Source organism: Kaistia terrae, assembly GCF_026344005.1.
In the GTDB taxonomy this organism is placed as follows: Bacteria; Pseudomonadota; Alphaproteobacteria; order Rhizobiales; family Kaistiaceae; genus Kaistia; species Kaistia terrae.
Genome location: NZ_JAPKNH010000007.1, coordinates 284603 through 302890, shown reverse-complemented (window position 1 = coordinate 302890; position 18288 = coordinate 284603). Strand labels below are relative to the sequence as shown.

Annotated in this window: 17 protein-coding genes and 1 riboswitch; of the genes, 9 read left to right on the top strand and 8 right to left on the bottom strand. The window is 63.1% G+C overall.

The genetic code is table 11. From position 1 onward, the window contains the following. Positions 1–1467, top strand: a 1467-nt coding sequence (locus tag OSH12_RS19730; RefSeq protein ID WP_266345318.1) for a sensor histidine kinase, incomplete at its 5' end; no start/stop codon positions are given. Here OSH12_RS19730 and OSH12_RS19725 read toward each other — a convergent pair. Further along, the gene (locus OSH12_RS19725) at positions 1453–1947 is read right to left on the bottom strand and encodes a hypothetical protein (protein WP_266345317.1); all 495 of its coding nucleotides are present in this window, start codon (positions 1945–1947) and stop codon (positions 1453–1455) included. The genes OSH12_RS19730 and OSH12_RS19725 overlap by 15 nt on opposite strands. Before the next feature lie 191 nt (positions 1948–2138). Here OSH12_RS19725 and OSH12_RS19720 point away from each other — a divergent pair, with 191 nt between their 5' ends. Next, a complete protein-coding gene (locus tag OSH12_RS19720; protein ID WP_266345316.1) occupies positions 2139–4856 on the top strand; it encodes an autotransporter family protein in 2718 nt (905 codons plus the stop codon). Then, positions 4850–5527, top strand: a complete 678-nt coding sequence (locus OSH12_RS19715) for a L,D-transpeptidase (protein WP_266345315.1) — start codon at positions 4850–4852, stop codon at positions 5525–5527. Before OSH12_RS19720 ends, OSH12_RS19715 begins: the two co-directional genes overlap by 7 nt. A gap of 207 nt (positions 5528–5734) precedes the next feature. Here the strand turns inward: OSH12_RS19715 and OSH12_RS19710 are convergent, their stop codons facing one another. From OSH12_RS19710 to msrB, 5 genes are all read right to left on the bottom strand, one after another. Next, positions 5735–6307: a DUF1349 domain-containing protein gene (locus OSH12_RS19710; RefSeq protein ID WP_266345314.1), complete on the bottom strand. Its 573-nt coding sequence runs from the start codon at positions 6305–6307 to the stop codon at positions 5735–5737. A 285-nt stretch (positions 6308–6592) separates the two neighbouring features. Beyond that, positions 6593–7156, bottom strand: a complete 564-nt coding sequence (locus OSH12_RS19705; protein WP_266345313.1) for a manganese efflux pump MntP — start codon at positions 7154–7156, stop codon at positions 6593–6595. Between the two features lie 73 nt (positions 7157–7229). Further along, a riboswitch (yybP-ykoY riboswitch) is annotated at positions 7230–7336 on the bottom strand. A gap of 66 nt (positions 7337–7402) precedes the next feature. Beyond that, a complete protein-coding gene (locus tag OSH12_RS19700) occupies positions 7403–7765 on the bottom strand; it encodes a hypothetical protein (protein WP_266345312.1) in 363 nt (120 codons plus the stop codon). Between the two features lie 298 nt (positions 7766–8063). Further along, positions 8064–8951 carry a cation diffusion facilitator family transporter gene (locus tag OSH12_RS19695; protein ID WP_266345311.1) on the bottom strand — a complete coding sequence of 296 codons (888 nt, stop codon included), beginning with the start codon at positions 8949–8951 and terminating at the stop codon, positions 8064–8066. Between the two features lie 75 nt (positions 8952–9026). Then, positions 9027–9521 carry a peptide-methionine (R)-S-oxide reductase MsrB gene (msrB, locus tag OSH12_RS19690; protein WP_266345310.1) on the bottom strand — a complete coding sequence of 165 codons (495 nt, stop codon included), beginning with the start codon at positions 9519–9521 and terminating at the stop codon, positions 9027–9029. A gap of 258 nt (positions 9522–9779) precedes the next feature. On the opposite strand from msrB, the gene OSH12_RS19685 reads away from it, so the two are divergent. Then, positions 9780–10838 (top strand): LacI family DNA-binding transcriptional regulator, encoded by a 1059-nt coding sequence (locus OSH12_RS19685; RefSeq protein WP_266345309.1) that lies wholly within the window; start codon positions 9780–9782, stop codon positions 10836–10838. Positions 10839–10919: 81 nt separating this feature from the next. On the opposite strand, the gene OSH12_RS19680 is transcribed toward OSH12_RS19685, so the two are convergent. Together OSH12_RS19680 and OSH12_RS19675 are read right to left on the bottom strand one after the other, a co-directional pair. Next, the gene (locus tag OSH12_RS19680; RefSeq protein WP_266345308.1) at positions 10920–12023 is read right to left on the bottom strand and encodes a Gfo/Idh/MocA family protein; all 1104 of its coding nucleotides are present in this window, start codon (positions 12021–12023) and stop codon (positions 10920–10922) included. Between the two features lie 10 nt (positions 12024–12033). Continuing rightward, positions 12034–12885: a sugar phosphate isomerase/epimerase family protein gene (locus OSH12_RS19675; RefSeq protein ID WP_266345307.1), complete on the bottom strand. Its 852-nt coding sequence runs from the start codon at positions 12883–12885 to the stop codon at positions 12034–12036. Between the two features lie 232 nt (positions 12886–13117). On the opposite strand from OSH12_RS19675, the gene OSH12_RS19670 reads away from it, so the two are divergent. From OSH12_RS19670 to OSH12_RS19650, 5 genes are all read left to right on the top strand, one after another. After that, a complete protein-coding gene (locus OSH12_RS19670; RefSeq protein WP_266345306.1) occupies positions 13118–14386 on the top strand; it encodes an extracellular solute-binding protein in 1269 nt (422 codons plus the stop codon). Positions 14387–14437: 51 nt separating this feature from the next. Beyond that, the gene (locus tag OSH12_RS19665) at positions 14438–15364 is read left to right on the top strand and encodes a carbohydrate ABC transporter permease (RefSeq protein ID WP_266345305.1); all 927 of its coding nucleotides are present in this window, start codon (positions 14438–14440) and stop codon (positions 15362–15364) included. Beyond that, on the top strand, positions 15357–16217 hold the full coding sequence (locus tag OSH12_RS19660) for a carbohydrate ABC transporter permease (protein ID WP_266345304.1): 861 nt from the start codon (positions 15357–15359) through the stop codon (positions 16215–16217). The genes OSH12_RS19665 and OSH12_RS19660 overlap by 8 nt, the downstream gene beginning before the upstream one ends. Positions 16218–16653: 436 nt before the next feature. Then, positions 16654–16956: a hypothetical protein gene (locus tag OSH12_RS19655; protein WP_266345303.1), complete on the top strand. Its 303-nt coding sequence runs from the start codon at positions 16654–16656 to the stop codon at positions 16954–16956. An 84-nt stretch (positions 16957–17040) separates the two neighbouring features. Further along, positions 17041–18210 (top strand): BKACE family enzyme, encoded by a 1170-nt coding sequence (locus OSH12_RS19650; RefSeq protein WP_266345302.1) that lies wholly within the window; start codon positions 17041–17043, stop codon positions 18208–18210. Positions 18211–18288: the final 78 nt, after the last annotated feature.

Sequence of the window (18288 nt, the reverse complement as noted above, 5' to 3'; positions counted from 1 at the left end):
TCTCTCTACATTCTGTATGCGTTCGTTCTGCTGGTGTCGGGTCTCATACCAATTTTTCACATGGGCTATGCCTCCGAATTATTTCATTTCCTGCGACCAACACAGCTTTATCGCGGCTGGGGCGTCATCGTCTGTCTCTACAGCGTGGTCATGGTGTGGTTTCTGGGCCGCCTTTTCGAATTTCGCCGCCACTGGATCTGGGCCTGGCGGACCATTCAGATAATCGCGTTGCTCAACGGTGTTGCGTTGGTCTATGCCCTCCTAGGTCGCTATGGCGAAGTCGGCTTCTTCGTTTCCCGACTGCAACAATTGTCCTTCATATTCATTGCCTTGTTTGTGCTCTATCTGCTGATCATTCGCAGGCAATATCAGTATCTTCTTTCCGCATTTGCCTTCGCGAGTGTTCTTGTAATCAGCCTGGTGATGCAGATGCAGTACACCGGCAGCAATCCTCTACACATTGACAGCTCCCTTGCCAGGATCATGGCCGTTGGAACCCTGCTTCATTTGGTGTTGCTGAGCGCAGCCGTCGCCAAACGCGCTCGGTTCGCCGAGCGCAGCTTGAACGAGGAGAAGGACCGAGTGATCGCTATCTCCCAGGCAGCCGAGCGCGACCTGACTATCAAGGTGAGGGAGAGGACGGCAGAACTGGCAGAAAGCAACGCATCGCTTGAGGCGGAAATGGATAGGCGTCAATTGCTTGAGGTGAGGCTCAGGCAATCGCTGGATTCCGTCAACGAAGCCCTGGTCCAGCAACGAGAGTTCCTAGCGATAGTCACGCACGAGTTTCGCGGTCCGTTGGCCGTGATCGCCACGACCGCCGACAATCTGGCGCATTCGGAGGCTGAGGGTTCTGGCGACATTCAGGCGCGCGCGGCCAAGATCCGCCGAACCGTCAACCGGATGGGGATTCTGATCGAGAACGTCCTGGCTGGGGATCGGCTCGACGCCTCAGGGAAGCCGCTGGCTGTAGTCGAGACGTTCGACCTGAACGAGATACTGCGGATTGCGTATGCGGTGCTGGATGACAATGCCATCCGTCGCGTCACCTTTGCTCCTGGCGATGAGGCGCAAGTGAGTGGGGATCGGTACTTGCTGGAAGTAGCCCTTCAGAACCTCATCCAGAATGCCCTGAAATACTCTGCAGCGGCCGCTCCGGTGACCGTCCGGCTCTGGGTGGATCAGGGAATGGTGCGGATTGACGTGACAGACCACGGTGCCGGTGTTCCGCTCGAGCAACGGGCGCTTATTTTCCTAAAATATTACCGCCCAGCGGGTCAGCGGGCGCATGGATCGGGTCTAGGGCTATACATCTCGCGAGAGATAGCCCGCCAGCATGGAGGCGAACTCACCCTTGCCGCCAGCGACGCGAACGGATCGACCTTCAGCCTTTCTCTGCCGATCAAGCAGCCGGGTTCGATGCCTTTCGTCCCTGTCGTGGGTAGCTCCTACTCATTGGCAGGTTAAGCAAACGCGCGGTTGATAAGGATGATCAACGCGGATCGGCACGTAACTGTACGGCCACAGGAAGAAGCTGTCGTACCCGTCGCTGTGGTAATAGCAGCCCGAGACGATCACGCCGTCGATATTGCGAGTGTCCTGCCGAATGGGGTTGATAGCGAGCGCCTCGAGCGTTCCATGGTCGAGCGCAGTATAGCCATTGTTAAATATCCAGAGCACCGATCCGGTGGTCTCGGGCTTTTCGCTGCGGGTTTGGACGAGCAGCTTCTTCGCCTTCGTGACGACGCCTTTCACCGGCTGCTCGATCGTGTTGCGGTATTTCCGCTGCTCGGACGCTGGCAGCAACTGTTCGTCGAGAACGACCACCGGCCGATCGGGCTGGGTTCCCCGGAACAACGTCGCGAGCTTCGCCTGCCGCTTGGGCTTGTCTAACCCTTCTTCATCAGAAAGTATTATTTGGCCACCGAGCAGCTGCCAAAGTGTCATGAAGTGTCATGAAGTGTCATTACACGGATATATATTCGTGATCTTCTCGACAGATCATAAACTACATTGAACTTTGGACTATTTCGCAGCATCCTGTGCGTCAAACAGCATCATCAGCGCGCGATCAGCTGCGGCAGGGTTGGCGCGCCGAGGAAAATAACGACAACCTTCCCATTTCCGGGTGAATGACAATGCGACTGTCCAGCCTCAGCCTGCTCCGTTCCGCCTCGGCCTTGCCCCTGATTTCTTCGCTCTACGTCGCAGCGCCGCTCGCGCTCGGAGCAGCCTTCCTTCCGACAGCAGCCAATGCTTGCAATTCCGCAGAGGCAGGCTCCGGAAACATCTACTGTCAGGACCCGGTGTCGACCGACTTTTCCAATGTCGAAATATCGACCGTCGGAGGTTATTCCGACGGCGTCGGCGTCTTTGCTTTGGCGGGCGCCGAAATCCAGGTCGATGGTGGCAGCATTCATACGCAGGGGAATGGGGCCGCAGGCCTTCTCGTCTACGAAGGCGGCTCCATCGATGGCCGCAACCTGAACATCGTCACCGAGGGCGGATGTGCCTACGGGCAGTGCTACGGGGATGTTCCCGGCTACTACCCTGCCGCTTTCGGCGCGTCCGTGTGGGGAGCGGGCAGCATAACGCTGCAAGACAGCTCCATCACGACGAGCGGCGAATGGGCCGGCGGCCTGGTGGTGATGACAGGCGCCGGCACCAGCGCGATAACCTCGGAGATCACCGCGACCAATGTCGACATCCGGACGCAGGGCGCGAAGGCCGCTGCGATCATGGGCTATAATTCGAACTACATGCCGCAGTCCCGGGATGAGATTTTCAACAGCGACGATCCTTGGCTGTCGCAAAGCGTCACAACGCGGAACCTCTCCGATCTCCTGGCGGGACCGGGAAGCCGGATCACCGTTTCGGGCGGCAGCCTCGTCTCCGAGCAAGGCGACCTGATCCGCGGCGACGGCGCCAATCTCGAAGTCAACATTTCGGATGTCGGCACGATCGTCGCCGGCAGCGGCATGATCGTCCGCTCGCTGGCAAGCACCGCCACCGAGGGCGCCGCCGCCGTGTTCGGCAGGATCAACGCCAACTTCACCAATGTCACTGTTGTCGGCGACGTCTACGCCGAGACCGGTGAGGAGGCGGACGAGCGACTGACTCCCGTTTTCGGTCCGTTCGACATTCCCATCGCAGGCGGTGACAGCGTCGCTGTCGTCAGTCTCAACAATTCGGACTGGCAGGGCGCAGCGATCCGAGCCAGCGAGGTCGTCGTCGACGCGAGTTCGCGCTGGCTGGTCACGGCAGATTCGCTCGTCACGGATTCCTCGATCGCAACCAAGGTCGTGACCTACCCCTACTGCCAGGAGGATTGCCCGCCCAGCGAGCTCACCTATGAGCAGGCCGGGCTTGGCACGACGCGCAACCAGGGGGTGATCGAGTTCGCCGATCCGTCCCTCAACGGCTTCAAGACGCTCACCACCGACAATTATGCCGGCACGGCCGGCAGCACCATGATCTTCAATACGGTTCTCGGCGACGACAACTCCTCGACCGATCTGATGATCGTGACGGAAGACACCGCCGGCACCTCGAATGTGGTCGTGCGCAATGCGGGCGGCGGCGGCGCGCAGACGCTGGCGGACGGCATCAAGATCATCCAGGTCGACGGAACTTCTGCGGGGCAGTTCAACCTCGTCGGCGACTATGTCATCGAGGGCCGCGAGGCCGTCATCGCCGGCGCCTATGGCTACACGCTGTGGAAGAACGGCGTGGCCGATCCGCAGGATGGCGACTGGTATCTCCGCTCCCAACTCTGGGAAGACGACGGCACGCCGCTTTATCAGCCCGGCGTCCCGATCTACGAGGCCTATCCGCAGGTGCTTCTCGGCCTCAACGGCCTGCCTACCCTGAACCAGCGCGTCGGCAATCGCTACTGGAACGAGCCCTCCGCCCCGACCGAAACCGTGTTCTGCAAGGACGCGAGCCAGAACTTCCGCTGCGCCGTGACGCGCGAGCAGGAAGGCTACTACCAGGACGGCCAGTCAGGCACGAAGACGGACCAGAACGGCATCTGGGGGTTCATCGAAGGCACGCATGCCGAATTCAGCCCGGACGTGACGACCAGCCAGACCGACTATGACGTCAACAGCTGGCGGATGCGGGCGGGTTTCGATGGCCTTGCCTATGAAGGTGCTTCGGGCGACCTGATCGCCGGCATCAATGGCCACTATGGCCATGCCTCGGCCGACGTCACCTCGCTGTTCGGCAATGGCAGTATCGACACCGACGCCTATGGCGTGGCCGCGACGGCGACCTGGTATGGCAATAACGGCGTCTATCTGGATGGCCAGGCACAGCTGACCTGGTTTGGCAGCGACCTCTCCTCCGACATCCTTGGCGAGCTGGCGCATGACAACCGCGCGTTCGGCTATGCCCTTTCGATCGAAGGCGGCAAGCGCATCGGCATCAGCGAAAGCTGGACGCTGACGCCGCAGGCCCAGCTTGTCTATTCGAGTGTCGATTTCGACAGCTTCACGGACCCGAGCGGCGCAGCCGTTTCGCTCGACAAGGCCGACAGCCTGGCCGGCCGCTTCGGCCTGGCCGTCGAGCATCAGAACAGCTGGAAGAACGCGGATGGCAAGGTCGAGCGCGCCTCGTTCCATGCGATCGGCAACCTCCACTACGAATTCCTGGACGGAACGCAGGTGAACGTCGCCGGCACCGGCTTTACCTCGAAGAACGACGATTTGTGGGGCGAACTGGGCCTGGGCGGCACCTATAATTGGGGTTCCGACCGCTACTCGCTCTATGGGGATGTCGCGGCCAGCACCTCGCTCGCCTCCTTCGGCGACAGTGTGGAATTGAGCGGCAGGGCTGGATTGCGGGTTCAGTGGTAAGTCCCGCGTCTCCCGGAACCGGCCCTTCGCGCTGCCCCTCCGACCAGGAGGGGCAGCGTTTTGCCATCGGTACGCTTTCGCGACGCGCCGTGTTTCTTGGCGCGGCGTCGTCGCTGCTGGCGGCCTGCGCGACGACCGAGCCCGGACAGCCCGTCGCCGAAGGGCGCTACGCCAATGAGCCCTTTCCGGTTCGTCCCGTAGACCGCAGCCGATTCGCAGCCGCCTACCGGCCCGCGCGCGTGCCGCTTGCCACCGGCAAGCCCGCGGGGACGGTCATCGTCGATACGAAGGCCCGGCATCTCCTGTTCGTCGAGGACGCGGCTACGGTCATGCGATATGGCGTGGCCGTCGGCGCATCAGGTCACGCATGGCAGGGAAATGCCGTCGTCGGCCGCAAGGCGAAATGGCCGGCATGGCATCCGACCGACGACATGCATGCCCAGACGCCGGGCCTGCCCCGCCGCATCGAGCCCGGCCCAGCCAACCCGCTGGGCGCGAGAGGGCTCTATCTCTATGCCGATGGCGTCGACACGCTCTACCGCATCCACGGCACCTCGGAGCCATGGACCATCGGCACGGAGGCCTCCTCCGGCTGCATTCGAATGATCAACGAGGACATCATCGATCTTTACGATCGCGTTCCCATCGGCGCCTCCGTGATCGTGGCGTAGCGGAAGCCTCAACTGGCTCAAAAGTGCGGCCCCCTTGAGACAATGGCACCGCGCTGAACGAAAACTTGGAGCGCTATTGGCGGCAAGCAGGTCGAGCGCTTAGGGCGGAGTCGACATCGGGTTCCTGGGTTTTCTCTGGACGCGTTGGTGTCACGGCGCGGTAGTTCACTCCGTGTGTGCGTTGTCACTTGGGATGCAGGCGAGGGGTCAGCCGTGCAGCGGGTTGGCGATCGGCGGGCCAACTTCAAACCGCGTGAAACGGACCTGAAACCCGGCCCGTTGCGGCGAGCAAGTCATGGGACCAATCTGCAAGCTTGAAGTCTCGGGAAATGGGCATAGCCGCATCAATTGCCAGCCGCCTTCGGGATCACGGTAATGCGCGATCGCCGCTCCACCAACGCGGGTCAGGCGTACCGCCTGCGGCCCTGCGAGCAGAGGGCGTGCTGTGACCGACCAGTCCGACAGGCCGTCGCGCGTGCATACGAGGCTGAAATTCGTGATGCCGTCGGAATGCTCGATGCCAAGCTTGATCCAGTTGCGCTCATCAAGCCGCAGCATCAGTCCAGCCTGGTCATAGAGCGTCTCATATTGGCCCTCGAACTCCACCAGCGCCGTGAAGTCGCCCTCGACCTGCCTGCGCAGGAAGTGGCCGTTGTCCCGCCGGAAGCCGTAGAAGGTGGATTGCCAGAAATCAGTCTCGGCCGCTGTCGTGACCTTGAGAATGTCGGACTGAACGGACCATTCTGGCGGTTCGTTCATCCACTCGGCCGCGTCGTACATGCTCGCCGTCATTTCTGTTGCCCCCTGTCCGCGCTCAGGCGATAGCCGCCGCAGCTCTGACGCTGCACGCGTTGCGGCGGATAGGTGATGCTAATCGGCCGGTGTCCTGTGTCATCCTTGATCCGGCCCAGCGCGATCTCCACAAATCGTGGTACATGGAACGCAGCAGGATGAATAGCGCTCCTTGGTCCGAAGCAACCCCAGTGCGACACGGCCAGCCATGGAGTGAGGTCCGACATAGATGCCTGCAGAATAGGGCGAGTCAGGAAAGCCTGCGGCCAATAACTACGCGGTCAGGTGCTCGACCAGGATCATGACGCCCAGTCCGATCAGGGCGAATCCGCCTATGATCTCTGCATAGCGGCCGAACCGGACGCCGATGAACCGGCCGGCAAGGATGCCGCCCGTCGACATCACCGTCGTGGCCAGGCCGATCGCAATGGCGATGACGATGATGTTCACATCCAGGAAGGCGAGCGACACGCCGACGGCCATGGCGTCGAGGCTCGTGCCGATGGCCGTGGCAAGCAGGGTGCCGAAGCCGCCATTTCGTTCTTCAGCAGCGACGTCGGCCGGACGTCGGATCGCATGCAGCGCCATGCGGCCGCCGACCGCGGCCAACAGGCCGAAGGCGATCCAGTGATCGATCGCTTGCACGAACTGGCTGGCGGCGATGCCGAGAAGCCAGCCGATCAGCGGCGTGATCGCTTCGACGACGCCGAAGACGATGCCGGTTCGCAGCGCGGTGGTGATCGTTGGCCGTGGCGCGGCGGCTCCCCGGCCAACGGATGCGATGAGGGCGTCGACGGACATGCCGACGGCGAGAATGAGAATTGCGAACGGAGACATGGAGTAGCTCAAGGACGAGGCCGGTCGCGACCGATCGTTCCGCCCTGTGAACGACCTGCGACACGGTCTTGCCGAGACGCAATCCGCGTCCGGCCGCGCCACGCGCGGATGCGCGAGGATGTTGACGCGGCCCCATCGTCGATGGTGGCTACTCCCCGATGCAGGCCACTTACGGGTTGGGGACAGCCGTGTCAAACGATAACTAACTCGTTGAATTGCTTCTGATAATCGGTCGCAACAGCGCGGCTATGGCAGAAGCAGGCCGACCCGCATCGTGAAGTCCATGGCCTCCAGCGCGAGAAGGGCCGAGATCGCCGCCCAGACCTTGCGGGGCAGGCCCTTGAGCGAACTCAGGCTGGAAGCCACCGGTTCGCCCTCGGCCCGACAGGCCTCGAAATCGACCAGAAAGCGCATGGACGACCCGCTGGCAGCGGCGCTGTCGTGCATCACCGAATAGCGTCCGCCGGGCTCGATCGCCATGACGGTGCCGATGTTGTCCTGACCCCTGACCTTGGGCCACGCAACCCGGTCCCCAACGCGGAAACGGGCATGCACTTCATTGTCGGCGGCCCAGCGTATCTGCAGCGCATCGAGTCGCTCGGCAAGCATCCGGCCATAATCGTCGAGAACTCCGCACGCCGCATCGCCAGGCCTCATACCTCGCGAGGTCACGGCCCAGTTCGCGACCATCCTTGGTGAAGTCGCCATAGGTGGCAATGTCATGCGGAGCATCCTGCAAGCGATCCGCGCGGATGTGGCCGGCTTCGTACAGTCGCACTGCGAGTTCCGTTGCAACGGCGAGCCTGTCCTGAAAGGACAAGTCTGTCGGTCGGGTCAGTCCAGTCAGCAATTTGGTCATGAATGAAGCCAATTGTGTGGGCAGCCAGCGGCAGGCGGCAGATAGGGACTAGTGGATCACGATTCCCTTGTGCTTCGCCTTGTTCTCCGGCTCGATATGGATGGTGACCAAAGCACCCTCAATGGCCTTTTCCAAGGCAGCCTCCAGGCGGTCACATACCGCATGTGCCCTGGAGATCGTCATCTGGCTGGCGACGACCAGATGAAAATCTATGAAGGTGGCCTTGCCCGCATGGCGGGTGCGAAGGTCGTGGGCTTCGATAGCCTCCGGTGCGTGGCTGGCGATGATCGAGTGAATCGTCTCCAGCGTTTCAGCCGGAACCGATTCATCGAGCAGGGCGCTGGCGCTTTCGCGCAGGACGCTGAAGCCACTCCAGAGGATATGCAGGGCGACCAGTCCGGCAATCGCGGCATCAAGCACTGCAATCCCGGTCACGACCACCAGAACGACGCCGACAAGAACGCCGATCGACGTCATGACGTCGGCCATCATATGCCTGCCGTCCGCGACCAGGGAGGCCGAGCGCGCCCGCTTGCCGAAGCGGATGATCAGCAGCCCCCAGACGGCGTTCAGGGCTGTGGCGCCCATGCTGACCGCCAGGCCGAGCGCCGGCGCCTCGATCGGTGTCGGATTGAGAAAGCCGTTCCACGCCTCGTCCAGGATCAGCAGCGAGGCGATGATGATCATGACGCCGATCAGCACCGCGGAAAGATATTCGGCTTTGTGATGCCCGAACGGGTGACCCGGGTCCGGAGGGAGGGCGGACACGCGAATGGCGACAATGGCGGCCACCGAGGTGCCGACATTGATGATGCTTTCGAGGAAATCGGAATAAAGCGCCAGGCTGCCGGTGACGGCGAAGGCGACATATTTGATCGCCAGAACGACGAAGCTGACCACCAGGCTGCCGAATGCGAATTTCAGGGCCTTGTCCATCGAAGCCTTCAATTTCCAGGACGGGAGAATGGCCTTACCATGGCCCGGGTTTGGTAACGCCAATAGTACAGGGCTTCAGGCCGGGGCGAAGGTCATGGCGACGCCGTTCATGCAGTAGCGCAGCCCGGTCGGCGCCGGCCCGTCCTTGAAGACGTGTCCGAGGTGGCCGCCGCAGCGATGGCAGTTCACCGCGGTGCGGGTCATGCCGTAGGATCTGTCGGTGATCTCGTTGACCGAACCCGGCAGCGCCTTCCAGAAGCTCGGCCAGCCGGTGCCGCTGTCGAACTTGGTTTCCGAGGCGAACAGCGGCAGTTGGCAGCCGGCGCAATCGAATTGGCCCTTGCGTTCCTCATGCAGCAGCGCGCTGGTGAAGGGGCGCTCGGTGCCCTCCTGGCGCAGCACGGCGAACTGGTCGTCGGTCAGCCGCTTGCGCCACTCGGCCTCGCTGTGCATCACCTCGAAAGTCGCCGTCGCTGCCGCGTGGGCGCGACCCGATGCACCGAGGCTGGGGACCATCATGGCCGCGAGGCCGGCGGCGCTCGCCTGAAGCATATGTCGACGAGTCAGCATGTCGCAAATCCTCCGCAAGGCGCGGGACCATCCCTCCACCCGGAAGCCTGTACGGGTGCGATCGTCATTTCGTTTCGGGAATAGCGTCACTCACATCGAATTGATCGAGGCGCAGGGAGCCCTGATCGAATGCTCTTCGCCCGCCGTAGCAACGGACCTTCAGCCTGTTCCGGAAGGGGACGCAAGTCTCTTTCAGGGTTGATCTGATGACGCAAAATGCATCATACTGCGGTACTTTCCACAAAATAAGAGATCTCAATGGCGCATTCCCGTGGACCGACCACTTATCGCCCCACGCTGGACGGCATCGCCAAGGAGTCCGGCGTCTCGCGCGCGACGGTGGATCGCGTTCTCAACGACCGGGGAAGCCAGGTGCGCGCGCAGACGCGACAGGCCGTGCTGGATGCCGTCGCACGGCTAAGCGCCGCCGCTGGACCAGGTCCCTCGCAGACAGCCGATCCGAGGGAGAATTCCGTCCGGATCGACATGGTGATGCCGGTTTCGCAGGACGCGTTCTTCATGACGCTTCGACACGAGATGAGCCGGCAGGCGGCCAGCCGCGGGGATGTCGACCTGATGATCCATGACGTCGCCGGGTCGTCACCGACCGAGATCGCCGGCGCGCTGCTCAATATCCGGTCGGACGCCCAAGGCCTCGGTCTGATTTCCATGGACCACCCGCTGATTCGCGATGCGATCCGGACGCTGGCACAGCGGGGTGTCAAGGTCGTCACCCTCGTCTCGGACATCCAGAGCGTCCCGAAGATCGGTTATGTCGGCATCGATAACCGGAGTGCCGGACGGCTGGCCGGCTATCTCGCCTCGACGATCGTCGGAAAGGGTCAGCACAAGGTCGGGGTGATTCACGGCCTGGTGACGTTTCGCGGCCAGGAAGAGCGGGAGATGGGCTTCCGCCACTTTCTCAGCGAACAGACCGATCTGGTCATCGCAGGCGCTGGCCAGACAGAGCCGGATCCCGGCCACGACTACGCCATTACCCGCGACCTCATCGCCCAGCATCCCGATCTCAGCGTGATCTACAACATGTCGAGCGGTAACCGCGACGTGGTGCAGGCCCTCGCCGATTCAGGGTGCGGCGACACCATCGCCTTTGTCGGCCACGACCTGACCTCCTACACCAAGCAGGCCCTGCTCTCCGGCCAGATGAACTTCGTCATCGACCAGAACCCGCGCGTTCAGGTCCGCGAGGCCTATGAACAGCTGGTGCGTGCCGACAGGGGCCTGCCGTGGAATTCCCATCCCCTGCGCCTCCAGATCATCTGCCGGGAGAACATTCCCGATGACGAGCTGTTGTGAGCGGCTGACGGGATGAGGGGATGGGCCGGGCATCGGTCCATCCCGCCCGCAGGCAGGGGCAGAAGCCCGGCCGCATCGCGATCAGGCGGCGGCTGTGGCCGGGGTCCGTTCGCCCAGCGTGACCGTCACGGGCTTGCCATCCGCCGCGACGTCATAGATCGCCTGGATGACGGCAAAGTTGAACAGCGCGCGTTCATCGGAGATCAGCGGACCCTTTCCGCCGCGCAGGCTGCGGTGGAAATAGACGAGCGGGCGATGGTGCCAGTTCGGTGAGCCGTCGATCGGGAAGCTATCCGCCGCCTCGGTTCCGCCCGCATCGCGCCGAAGCGTGACCGTGGTCGAGTTATCGAGATAGGGCAGCCACTGCCACGTCGCCGCGCCGCGAAGTCCCTCGAGTTCGAGCAGCATGCCGGGCGTGCCGTGCGTGCAACTGGCGCGCTCGTAGCTGAGCGCCACCGTGTGGCCGTCCGCCAGGGTCAGGCGCATCGCCGCGCCGACATGGGTTTCAACGTCGAAAACCACATCGGCCGGATCGGCGCTGGTTTCAGGCTTTGCCGTCCAGGCGTCGCGAATCTCGATCCTGACCGGCTGCAGCAGATCGAACAGCGTCGCCAGATCATAGACGCTCCAGTCCATCAGCACGCCGCCGCCGCTGCGCGAACGATCGAGGAACCATCGCGCTTCCGGCTGATACTCGATGCCGCTGCGGCCCCGCTGGACGCGATGGCGGCAGGTGACGTGGTAGAGCTCGCCGAGTTCGCCCTCGTCCAGAGACTTGCGGATCGCTTCCTCCGCCTCGTAGCCGAGAAAGCGCATGCTGCAATCGCCCAGATGCTTGCCGGCAGCCCGAGCCGCCGCGAACATCTCCCGGGCTTCCTCCGCCGACATGCCGAGCGGCTTTTCGCTAAGGACATGGCGGCCCGACTGGAACGCCTGGATCGCCAGGGCGGCATGGCTGCGCGGCGGCGTCGCGACGATGACGATGTCGTCGGGACGCGGCTCGCCCGACAGCAGCGATTCGAGGTCCTCATGGACGATGGCGTCGGGAGCCCGCGCCATGAAGGCGGCGATCGCCTCGGCGCTCGGATCGAAGACGTGCAGTTCGACCGGCTCGCCGAGGTGAAGGGCGGCGTCGGCATGATGGCGGGCGATGACGCCTGCGCCGATCAGATAGATGCGGACCATGACCGTCCCCTCAAGAAGCGGCGAAGAGAGGCGCGAAAACAGCCTCGGAATAGCGTCGGCTGCGGGCATGAGCTTCGACATTGCCGAGGCGGTTGGGCGTGCCGGGCTCCAGCGCATGCTCGACGACCACGAACGGCCGGACACCGTGCCGGGCGATTTCGGCAGCGATGAGCGCGTAATCGAGGTCGCCCGCGCCGACGGTCTCGTCCCAGATCTCGTTCTGCGACTGGCGAATGTGGATCTCCTCGATCCGCGCGCCATAGAGCCGGATGATGTCGAGCAGGGCGAGCTGGCTGTTGCCCGCGCCGCGATAGATCCAGTGCGGATCGAGGCAGAGCTTGACCCGCGCTGGATCGGTTCCGACCAGCATGTGGTGAAACTCGCGGGCGCCCTGGCGCATCTCCGCATCATGCGTGTGGTAGCAGAGCATCAGTCCCGTGGAAGCCAGCGCTTCGGCGAGCTCGCTCAGCCGTTCGAGCTGGTAGGCGAGCTGGGCGTCGGACTTGTCGGCCTTGCTGTTCCAGTCGATCGGGTTCGGGTTCACGACCGCCAGTCGTGTTCCGTGCTCTGCGGCCCGGCGGGCGATCTCCGTCATGTCGGCGACCGTCTTCGGCGCCACTTCCGGGTCGTGCAGGATGCCGCCCATATAGACGGAATGAAGCTCCAGCCCGCGCCGGCGCGCCGCCTCGGCGATCGGACGCACCTCGACGGGAGACGACAGAAGCGGCTCCCAGCTCGTCAGTCCGGCCTGCTCGGCCTGATCCAGCGCCCACTCCAGTGAGCTTCCCCAATCCCTGCCGTCCCGGGCGGCGATCTGCGACCACCCGTAGGCCTGCGTGCCGATCTTGAAGTGTCGTTCCATGCGTAAACTCGAAGGACCCGAAAGCCCTCGCCTCCTATATGTGGGTTGGCTCCCTTCGAAATGATACTTTTTGCATCATAAACTTGGAAAATTCTGCTGAAATCCGCGATCTTCATGATGCATCTCATCTCGAATGCATCATGATTGACACTATTTGGATCATTAAGTAAAGATGGCTATCTCAAAATGAGATGCCGCCGGTTCGCATCCGGACGGCAGAGGGAGGAACACCATGCGCTTCAGGATTGCGATCGCGGCAGCCGCGATGACGTTTGCCAGCATGCTCGGCGCTTCGGCGCAGACGACAGTCCGCATGCTCACGCCAGAAAAGAACCCCAAGATCAACGCCTTCTGGGAAAGCGTGATCCAGGAATACCAGACCGCCCATCCCGACGTGTCGATCGAGCAGCAGTACATGTCGGGCGACGCCATGATGGCGAAGCTGCCCACCATGCTTTCCTCGTCGGCGGCCCCCGACATCTTCTTCAGCTGGGGCGGTGGCGTGATGCGCTCCCTGTCGCAGACGGGCGCGATCAAGGACCTGACTGCCGATTTCGATGCCGATGGCGGCGCCTGGCGCAAGAGCTACAGCCCGGCCGCGGTCGACGCCTTCTCCTTCGACGGCAAGGTCTGGGCGGTGCCCTACAAGCTGTCGATGATCAACTTCTACTATAACAAGGACCTGTTCGAGAAAGCCGGGGTCGATGGCGACGCGATCCGCAGCTGGGATGATTTCCTTGCTGCGATCGCCAAGCTGAAGGCCGCCGGCATCACGCCGATCGCGGTCGGCGCCAAGGACAAGTGGCCGGTCCACTTCTATTGGGCCTATCTCGCGCTGCGCGAGGGTGGCAGCCAGTCCTTCATCGACGCCAAGGCGAAGCGCGGCGACGGGTTCAAGTCGGACTCGTTCGTCAAGGCCGGCGAGCTGCTTCAGAAGCTCGGCGAGGCAGCGCCGTTCCAGCGCGGCTTCGAAGCGGCGGGATGGGGCGAAACCCTGACCGATTTCGCCGACGGCCGCGCCGCCATGGTGCTCGGCTTCTCCGATACGCCGGAAAACCTGCCGGATTCCGCCACCGACAAGAAGGGCATCGGCCAGGAGAAGATCGGCATGTTCGCCTTCCCATCCGTACCGGGCGGCAAGGGCGATCCGGCCGAGACCTTTGGCGGCAACAATGCCTGGCTCGTCTACAAGGACGCCAAGCCCGAGGCGGTCGACTTCCTGCGCTATGCGACCAGCCCGGCGAACCAGGCCCGCTATGCAGCGCTGAACGCGGATATTCCCGTGGTCGCCTCGGCTGCGTCCGAGATCACCAATCCGCTGCTGAAATCGGCTGCGGAATCGGTCGGCAAGTCGCCCTTCCACCAGAACTTCCTCGACCAGGATCTCGGCCCGGATGTCGGCTGGGGCGTCGTGAACCAGATGGTCGTCGAACTGGTCACCGGCGAAATCTCGCCTGCCGATGCCGCGCAGCAGATCCAGGACGCCTGGGACCTGCAATAGCCTTCCTCGTGGCCGCGGCGCGCCGCCGCGGCCACCGTTCAGGTTTCAAAAATGAGCGAATTCGCACCATCAACGCCAGCACCGGCCAGCAGCCTGCGGCGACTGCCGAAAAGCCCGAGCCTGGGAGCGACCGGATTTCTCGTCGTCTTCCTCGCGCCGTCGCTGGTCCTGTTCACGACCCTCGTCATCCTGCCGATGATCCAGGCCGGCTGGTACAGCTTCTTCGACTGGAACGGCTATGGCGTCCCGGAAAACTTCGTCGGCCTGCGCAATTTCCAGCAGCTGTTCGGATCCTCGGTCTTCCTGACGGCGCTGCGCAACAACGGCCTGATCATCGCCGTGTCCGTGGTGCTGCAGATCCCGCTGGCGCTCTGGCTTGCCACGCTCGTCTCGCGACGCTTCGCCGGAGCGGTGTTCTTTCGGGCCGTGTTCTTCCTGCCCTTCGTGCTCGCCGATGTGGCCGCGGGCATCATCTGGAGCTTTATCTATGACGGCAATTACGGCCTCGTCGCCAGCCTCGGCCATGCGCTGGGCTTCGATCCGCCGTTCCTGCTCGCGGACAAGCAATGGGCGATCTACGCGGTCCTCGTCGTCATCGTCTGGAAGTATTTCGGCTTCCACATGATGCTGTTCATCGCCGGGCTCCAGGGCATCTCGCCGGATTATCACGAAGCGGCCGAAATCGATGGCGCCTCGCGCCGGCAACGCTTCCTCCACATCACGCTGCCCCTGCTCAAGCCGACCATCGCGCTTTCGGTATTCTTCTCGGTGCTCGGCGCCCTGCAGACCTTCGACGTGATCATGCCGCTCACCCAGGGCGGGCCCGCCAACAGCACGCAGTCCATGGTCTCGTTCCTGTACCTGTTCGGCATCAGCCGCATGAAGATCGGCTTCGGCAGCGCCGTCGGCGTGGTTCTGTTCCTTATGTGCGCCACCTTTGCCTTCGCCTACAAGAAAATGGTGCTGAAAGATGAGTAGTGCATCCGCGGCGCCGGCACCCGAGCGCGCCGTCAGTCTCGTCTACCGCCTCTATTCCTATGCCGCATTGCTGCTCGTCGGCGGGATCGTGTTCTTCCCGCTGCTGGCGGCATCGATGGGCGGCTTCAAGTCGCTCGGCGAATTGCGGACCAATCCGTTCGGCCTGCCGCAGGCGTGGGAATGGCAGAACTACTGGCAGATCCTGTCGGGAAGCGACTACTGGCGCATGCTCGCCAATTCGCTGGCGATCGGGCTGATCACCGTGTTCACCACGCTCGTGCTCGGCTCGATGACGGCGTTCGCCCTCGCCCATGCCCGCTTCTTCGGTCGCGACATGCTGCTCAACTACTTCCTGCTGGGGCTGATGTTTCCGGCGGCGACCGCGATCATCCCGCTCTTCCTTAGGATCCGCGACCTCGGCCTGCTCGACAGCTATTTCGGCGTCGCCCTGCCTCAGGTCGCCTTCGGCCTGCCGATGAGCATCCTGCTTTTCCGCAAGTTCTTCCGCGACATTCCGAAGGAGATCTACGAGGCGGCGACGATGGACGGCGCCGGCTATGCGCGCGCCTTCTTCGTCATCACCCTGCCGCTGTCGCGGCCGATCCTCGCCACCGTCGCCATCATCAGCTTCGTGGGAAGCTGGAACAGCTACCTGCTGCCGCTCATCATGTTCAATGACGGCTCCAAATTCCCTTGGCCGCTCGGCATCATGAACTTCGTCTCGGACCACTCCGCCGACTGGCAGAAAATCCTGGCCTTCCTGACGCTGACCATCCTGCCGACCGTGATCGCCTTCGCGATTGCCCAGAAGCACATCGTATCTGGCCTGACCGCCGGCGCTGTGAAGGGGTAGGGGCAGATACCGACATCTGCCTGGCCGGTTCCTGCTTCCGCCGCTTACTGCGGATCGAACCGCTGGACTTTAGTAGGCTCAAGCGCGGCTCTGGTGAGGCTGTGCAGGACTGGGCGAAGAACAGTCGATCGCTGGTCGATTGCCTTCGCCCGAGATCATCGCATTTCCGAAACTTCGCCACCCATCGCATCATCCGGACCGCTGCTGTCGCCCCCCGGGTCCCGCCCGTCCGAATGCGTGGCACTGGCCGCAAGGCTGAGCCCGGCTTGCTGAATCGGCAGGCCCGGTCACCTTACCAACAGTCCGACAGCTGCCGTCTGCACGCCTCATCGTTGCCGTCTCACCCCGTGTTACCTGCGTAGACTACGCACCCCCTCGGCCAATCCGTGCACAGTTCGGTGCAAGCAAGAACGACGCGACGACGGGATCGGCATCCATGTCCAGCGACGAGCACGAAGGAGCTGGCAGGGCGGCCGTGTTGCGGCGGTTCCCGGCCGAGCATCGAGCGATCGAGGCTCTGACGGCCCAGAACGAGGACTTTCGCGACATGTGCGAAGAGCTGGCGGAGGCGGAGATGGCGTTGCTGGCGGTCGAGCGCCTGCCTGGCCACCTTCGTAGCCAAAGGGCGGCCGAATGGCGCGCCTCGATCGAGCGGCTCGCATCCGAGATCGCCAGGGCGCTGAACGACGCGAACGTCATCCATATCGACTGGCCCGGCCATTCGAAACGAAGACCTTAGGGAAGAGCCAACGCCTTCCCGCGGCGCGACTGCCGAGCGAAGCAGCCGCCGTGATGACACCACCATCCAAGGGAGAGGTTTGACATGTACTACACCGACAATTCGATCCTGCCTGAGAACATGGAGCCGCTCATCATCACGGCGGCGCCCTACGGACCCCAATGGTTGCCAGGGGATACGAGCGACATTCCGCTGACCTGGGACGAGCAGGTCCAGGTCGCGGTGGACTGCTACGAAGCCGGCGCCACCGTGCTGCACTTCCACGTCCGCAACCCGGCGACCGGCATGGGTTCGACGAATTTCGACGAGTACAACTACCTTCTGAAGCGCGTGAAGGAAGCTGTGCCGGACATGATCATCCAGGTCGGCGGCTCGATCTCCTTCTCGCCGCACACGGACGGCGCCAAGGCGAAGTGGCTCGACTACGACACCCGCCATATGCTGACCGAGTTGGACCCGAAGCCGGAATTCGTGACGGTCACGACAGGCACGTCGCTCTGGGACATTGCTTCGACCTTCACGCCCGAGGACATCAAGGGCACCCACATGGAGGATCCCCAGGTGCAGGCAGCATGGGCCGGCATGGTGGTGGATTCGACGCCGGCCTTCTACGTCGAACACCTCAAGCGTCTTCGCAAGAACGGCATCCAGCCCTACTTCGTGCCCTGTGGCACCCAGCAATGGGACCTGATCGAGCGCTGCATCCGCGCCGGCATCTACATGGGTCCGCTGAACATGGCGCTTTGCGGCTATGGCGGCGGCACGATGTATCGCAATCCCTTCGACTGGATGCATTTTCTGCAGCGCGTGCCGCAGGGTTCGGTCAACACGTTCTGGACGAGCATGCGCGGGTTGATCTCGATATCCGCCATGGCTCTCGTGCTCGGCCAGCATGTGCGCGTCGGCATCGAGGACAACATCTGGGGCGCGGACCGCAAGCGGAAGACCACGGTCGAGCAGGTCCAGGGCGTGGTGCGCCTTTCCAAGGAGTTTGGCCGCAAGGTCGCGACCGCCGAGGAAGCACGCAGGATCATGAAGGTCGGCACCTGGTACAACAGCGTCGAGGAGACGCTGCAGAACAACGGCATGCCGCCCAGCCCCTCGGATTTCCACCCGGGCTTCCTGACGTGGCCGACGGACGGAAAGCTCAAGCCCGCCGTCGTCGGCGGCGATTCCCATCCGATTGCCGCCTGCATGATCGCACCGGCGCCGGTGCGCGCCGCGCAGGCAAAACTGAAGCTTGCGACTGCGTAGGCGGCAGATGGTTCGCTTCTTGTGGCGGTCTGCGCTCCGGCGCGGGCCGCCCGTTCCAGGGCAAGCGCGGGAGAGAAA

Bases quoted from the DNA above. Each gene is read 5' to 3' on its own strand.
- OSH12_RS19725 (WP_266345317.1), bottom strand. From the start codon at position 1,947: ATGACACTTTGGCAGCTGCTCGGTGGCCAAATAATACTTTCTGATGAA.
- OSH12_RS19720 (WP_266345316.1), top strand. From the start codon at position 2,139: ATGCGACTGTCCAGCCTCAGCCTGCTCCGTTCCGCCTCGGCCTTGCCC.
- OSH12_RS19710 (WP_266345314.1), bottom strand. From the start codon at position 6,307: ATGTACGACGCGGCCGAGTGGATGAACGAACCGCCAGAATGGTCCGTT.
- OSH12_RS19705 (WP_266345313.1), bottom strand. From the start codon at position 7,156: ATGTCTCCGTTCGCAATTCTCATTCTCGCCGTCGGCATGTCCGTCGAC.
- OSH12_RS19700 (WP_266345312.1), bottom strand. From the start codon at position 7,765: ATGCTTGCCGAGCGACTCGATGCGCTGCAGATACGCTGGGCCGCCGAC.
- OSH12_RS19695 (WP_266345311.1), bottom strand. From the start codon at position 8,951: ATGGACAAGGCCCTGAAATTCGCATTCGGCAGCCTGGTGGTCAGCTTC.
- msrB (WP_266345310.1), bottom strand. From the start codon at position 9,521: ATGCTGACTCGTCGACATATGCTTCAGGCGAGCGCCGCCGGCCTCGCG.
- OSH12_RS19685 (WP_266345309.1), top strand. From the start codon at position 9,780: ATGGCGCATTCCCGTGGACCGACCACTTATCGCCCCACGCTGGACGGC.
- OSH12_RS19680 (WP_266345308.1), bottom strand. From the start codon at position 12,023: ATGGTCCGCATCTATCTGATCGGCGCAGGCGTCATCGCCCGCCATCAT.
- OSH12_RS19675 (WP_266345307.1), bottom strand. From the start codon at position 12,885: ATGGAACGACACTTCAAGATCGGCACGCAGGCCTACGGGTGGTCGCAG.
- OSH12_RS19670 (WP_266345306.1), top strand. From the start codon at position 13,118: ATGCGCTTCAGGATTGCGATCGCGGCAGCCGCGATGACGTTTGCCAGC.
- OSH12_RS19665 (WP_266345305.1), top strand. From the start codon at position 14,438: ATGAGCGAATTCGCACCATCAACGCCAGCACCGGCCAGCAGCCTGCGG.
- OSH12_RS19660 (WP_266345304.1), top strand. From the start codon at position 15,357: ATGAGTAGTGCATCCGCGGCGCCGGCACCCGAGCGCGCCGTCAGTCTC.
- OSH12_RS19655 (WP_266345303.1), top strand. From the start codon at position 16,654: ATGTCCAGCGACGAGCACGAAGGAGCTGGCAGGGCGGCCGTGTTGCGG.
- OSH12_RS19650 (WP_266345302.1), top strand. From the start codon at position 17,041: ATGTACTACACCGACAATTCGATCCTGCCTGAGAACATGGAGCCGCTC.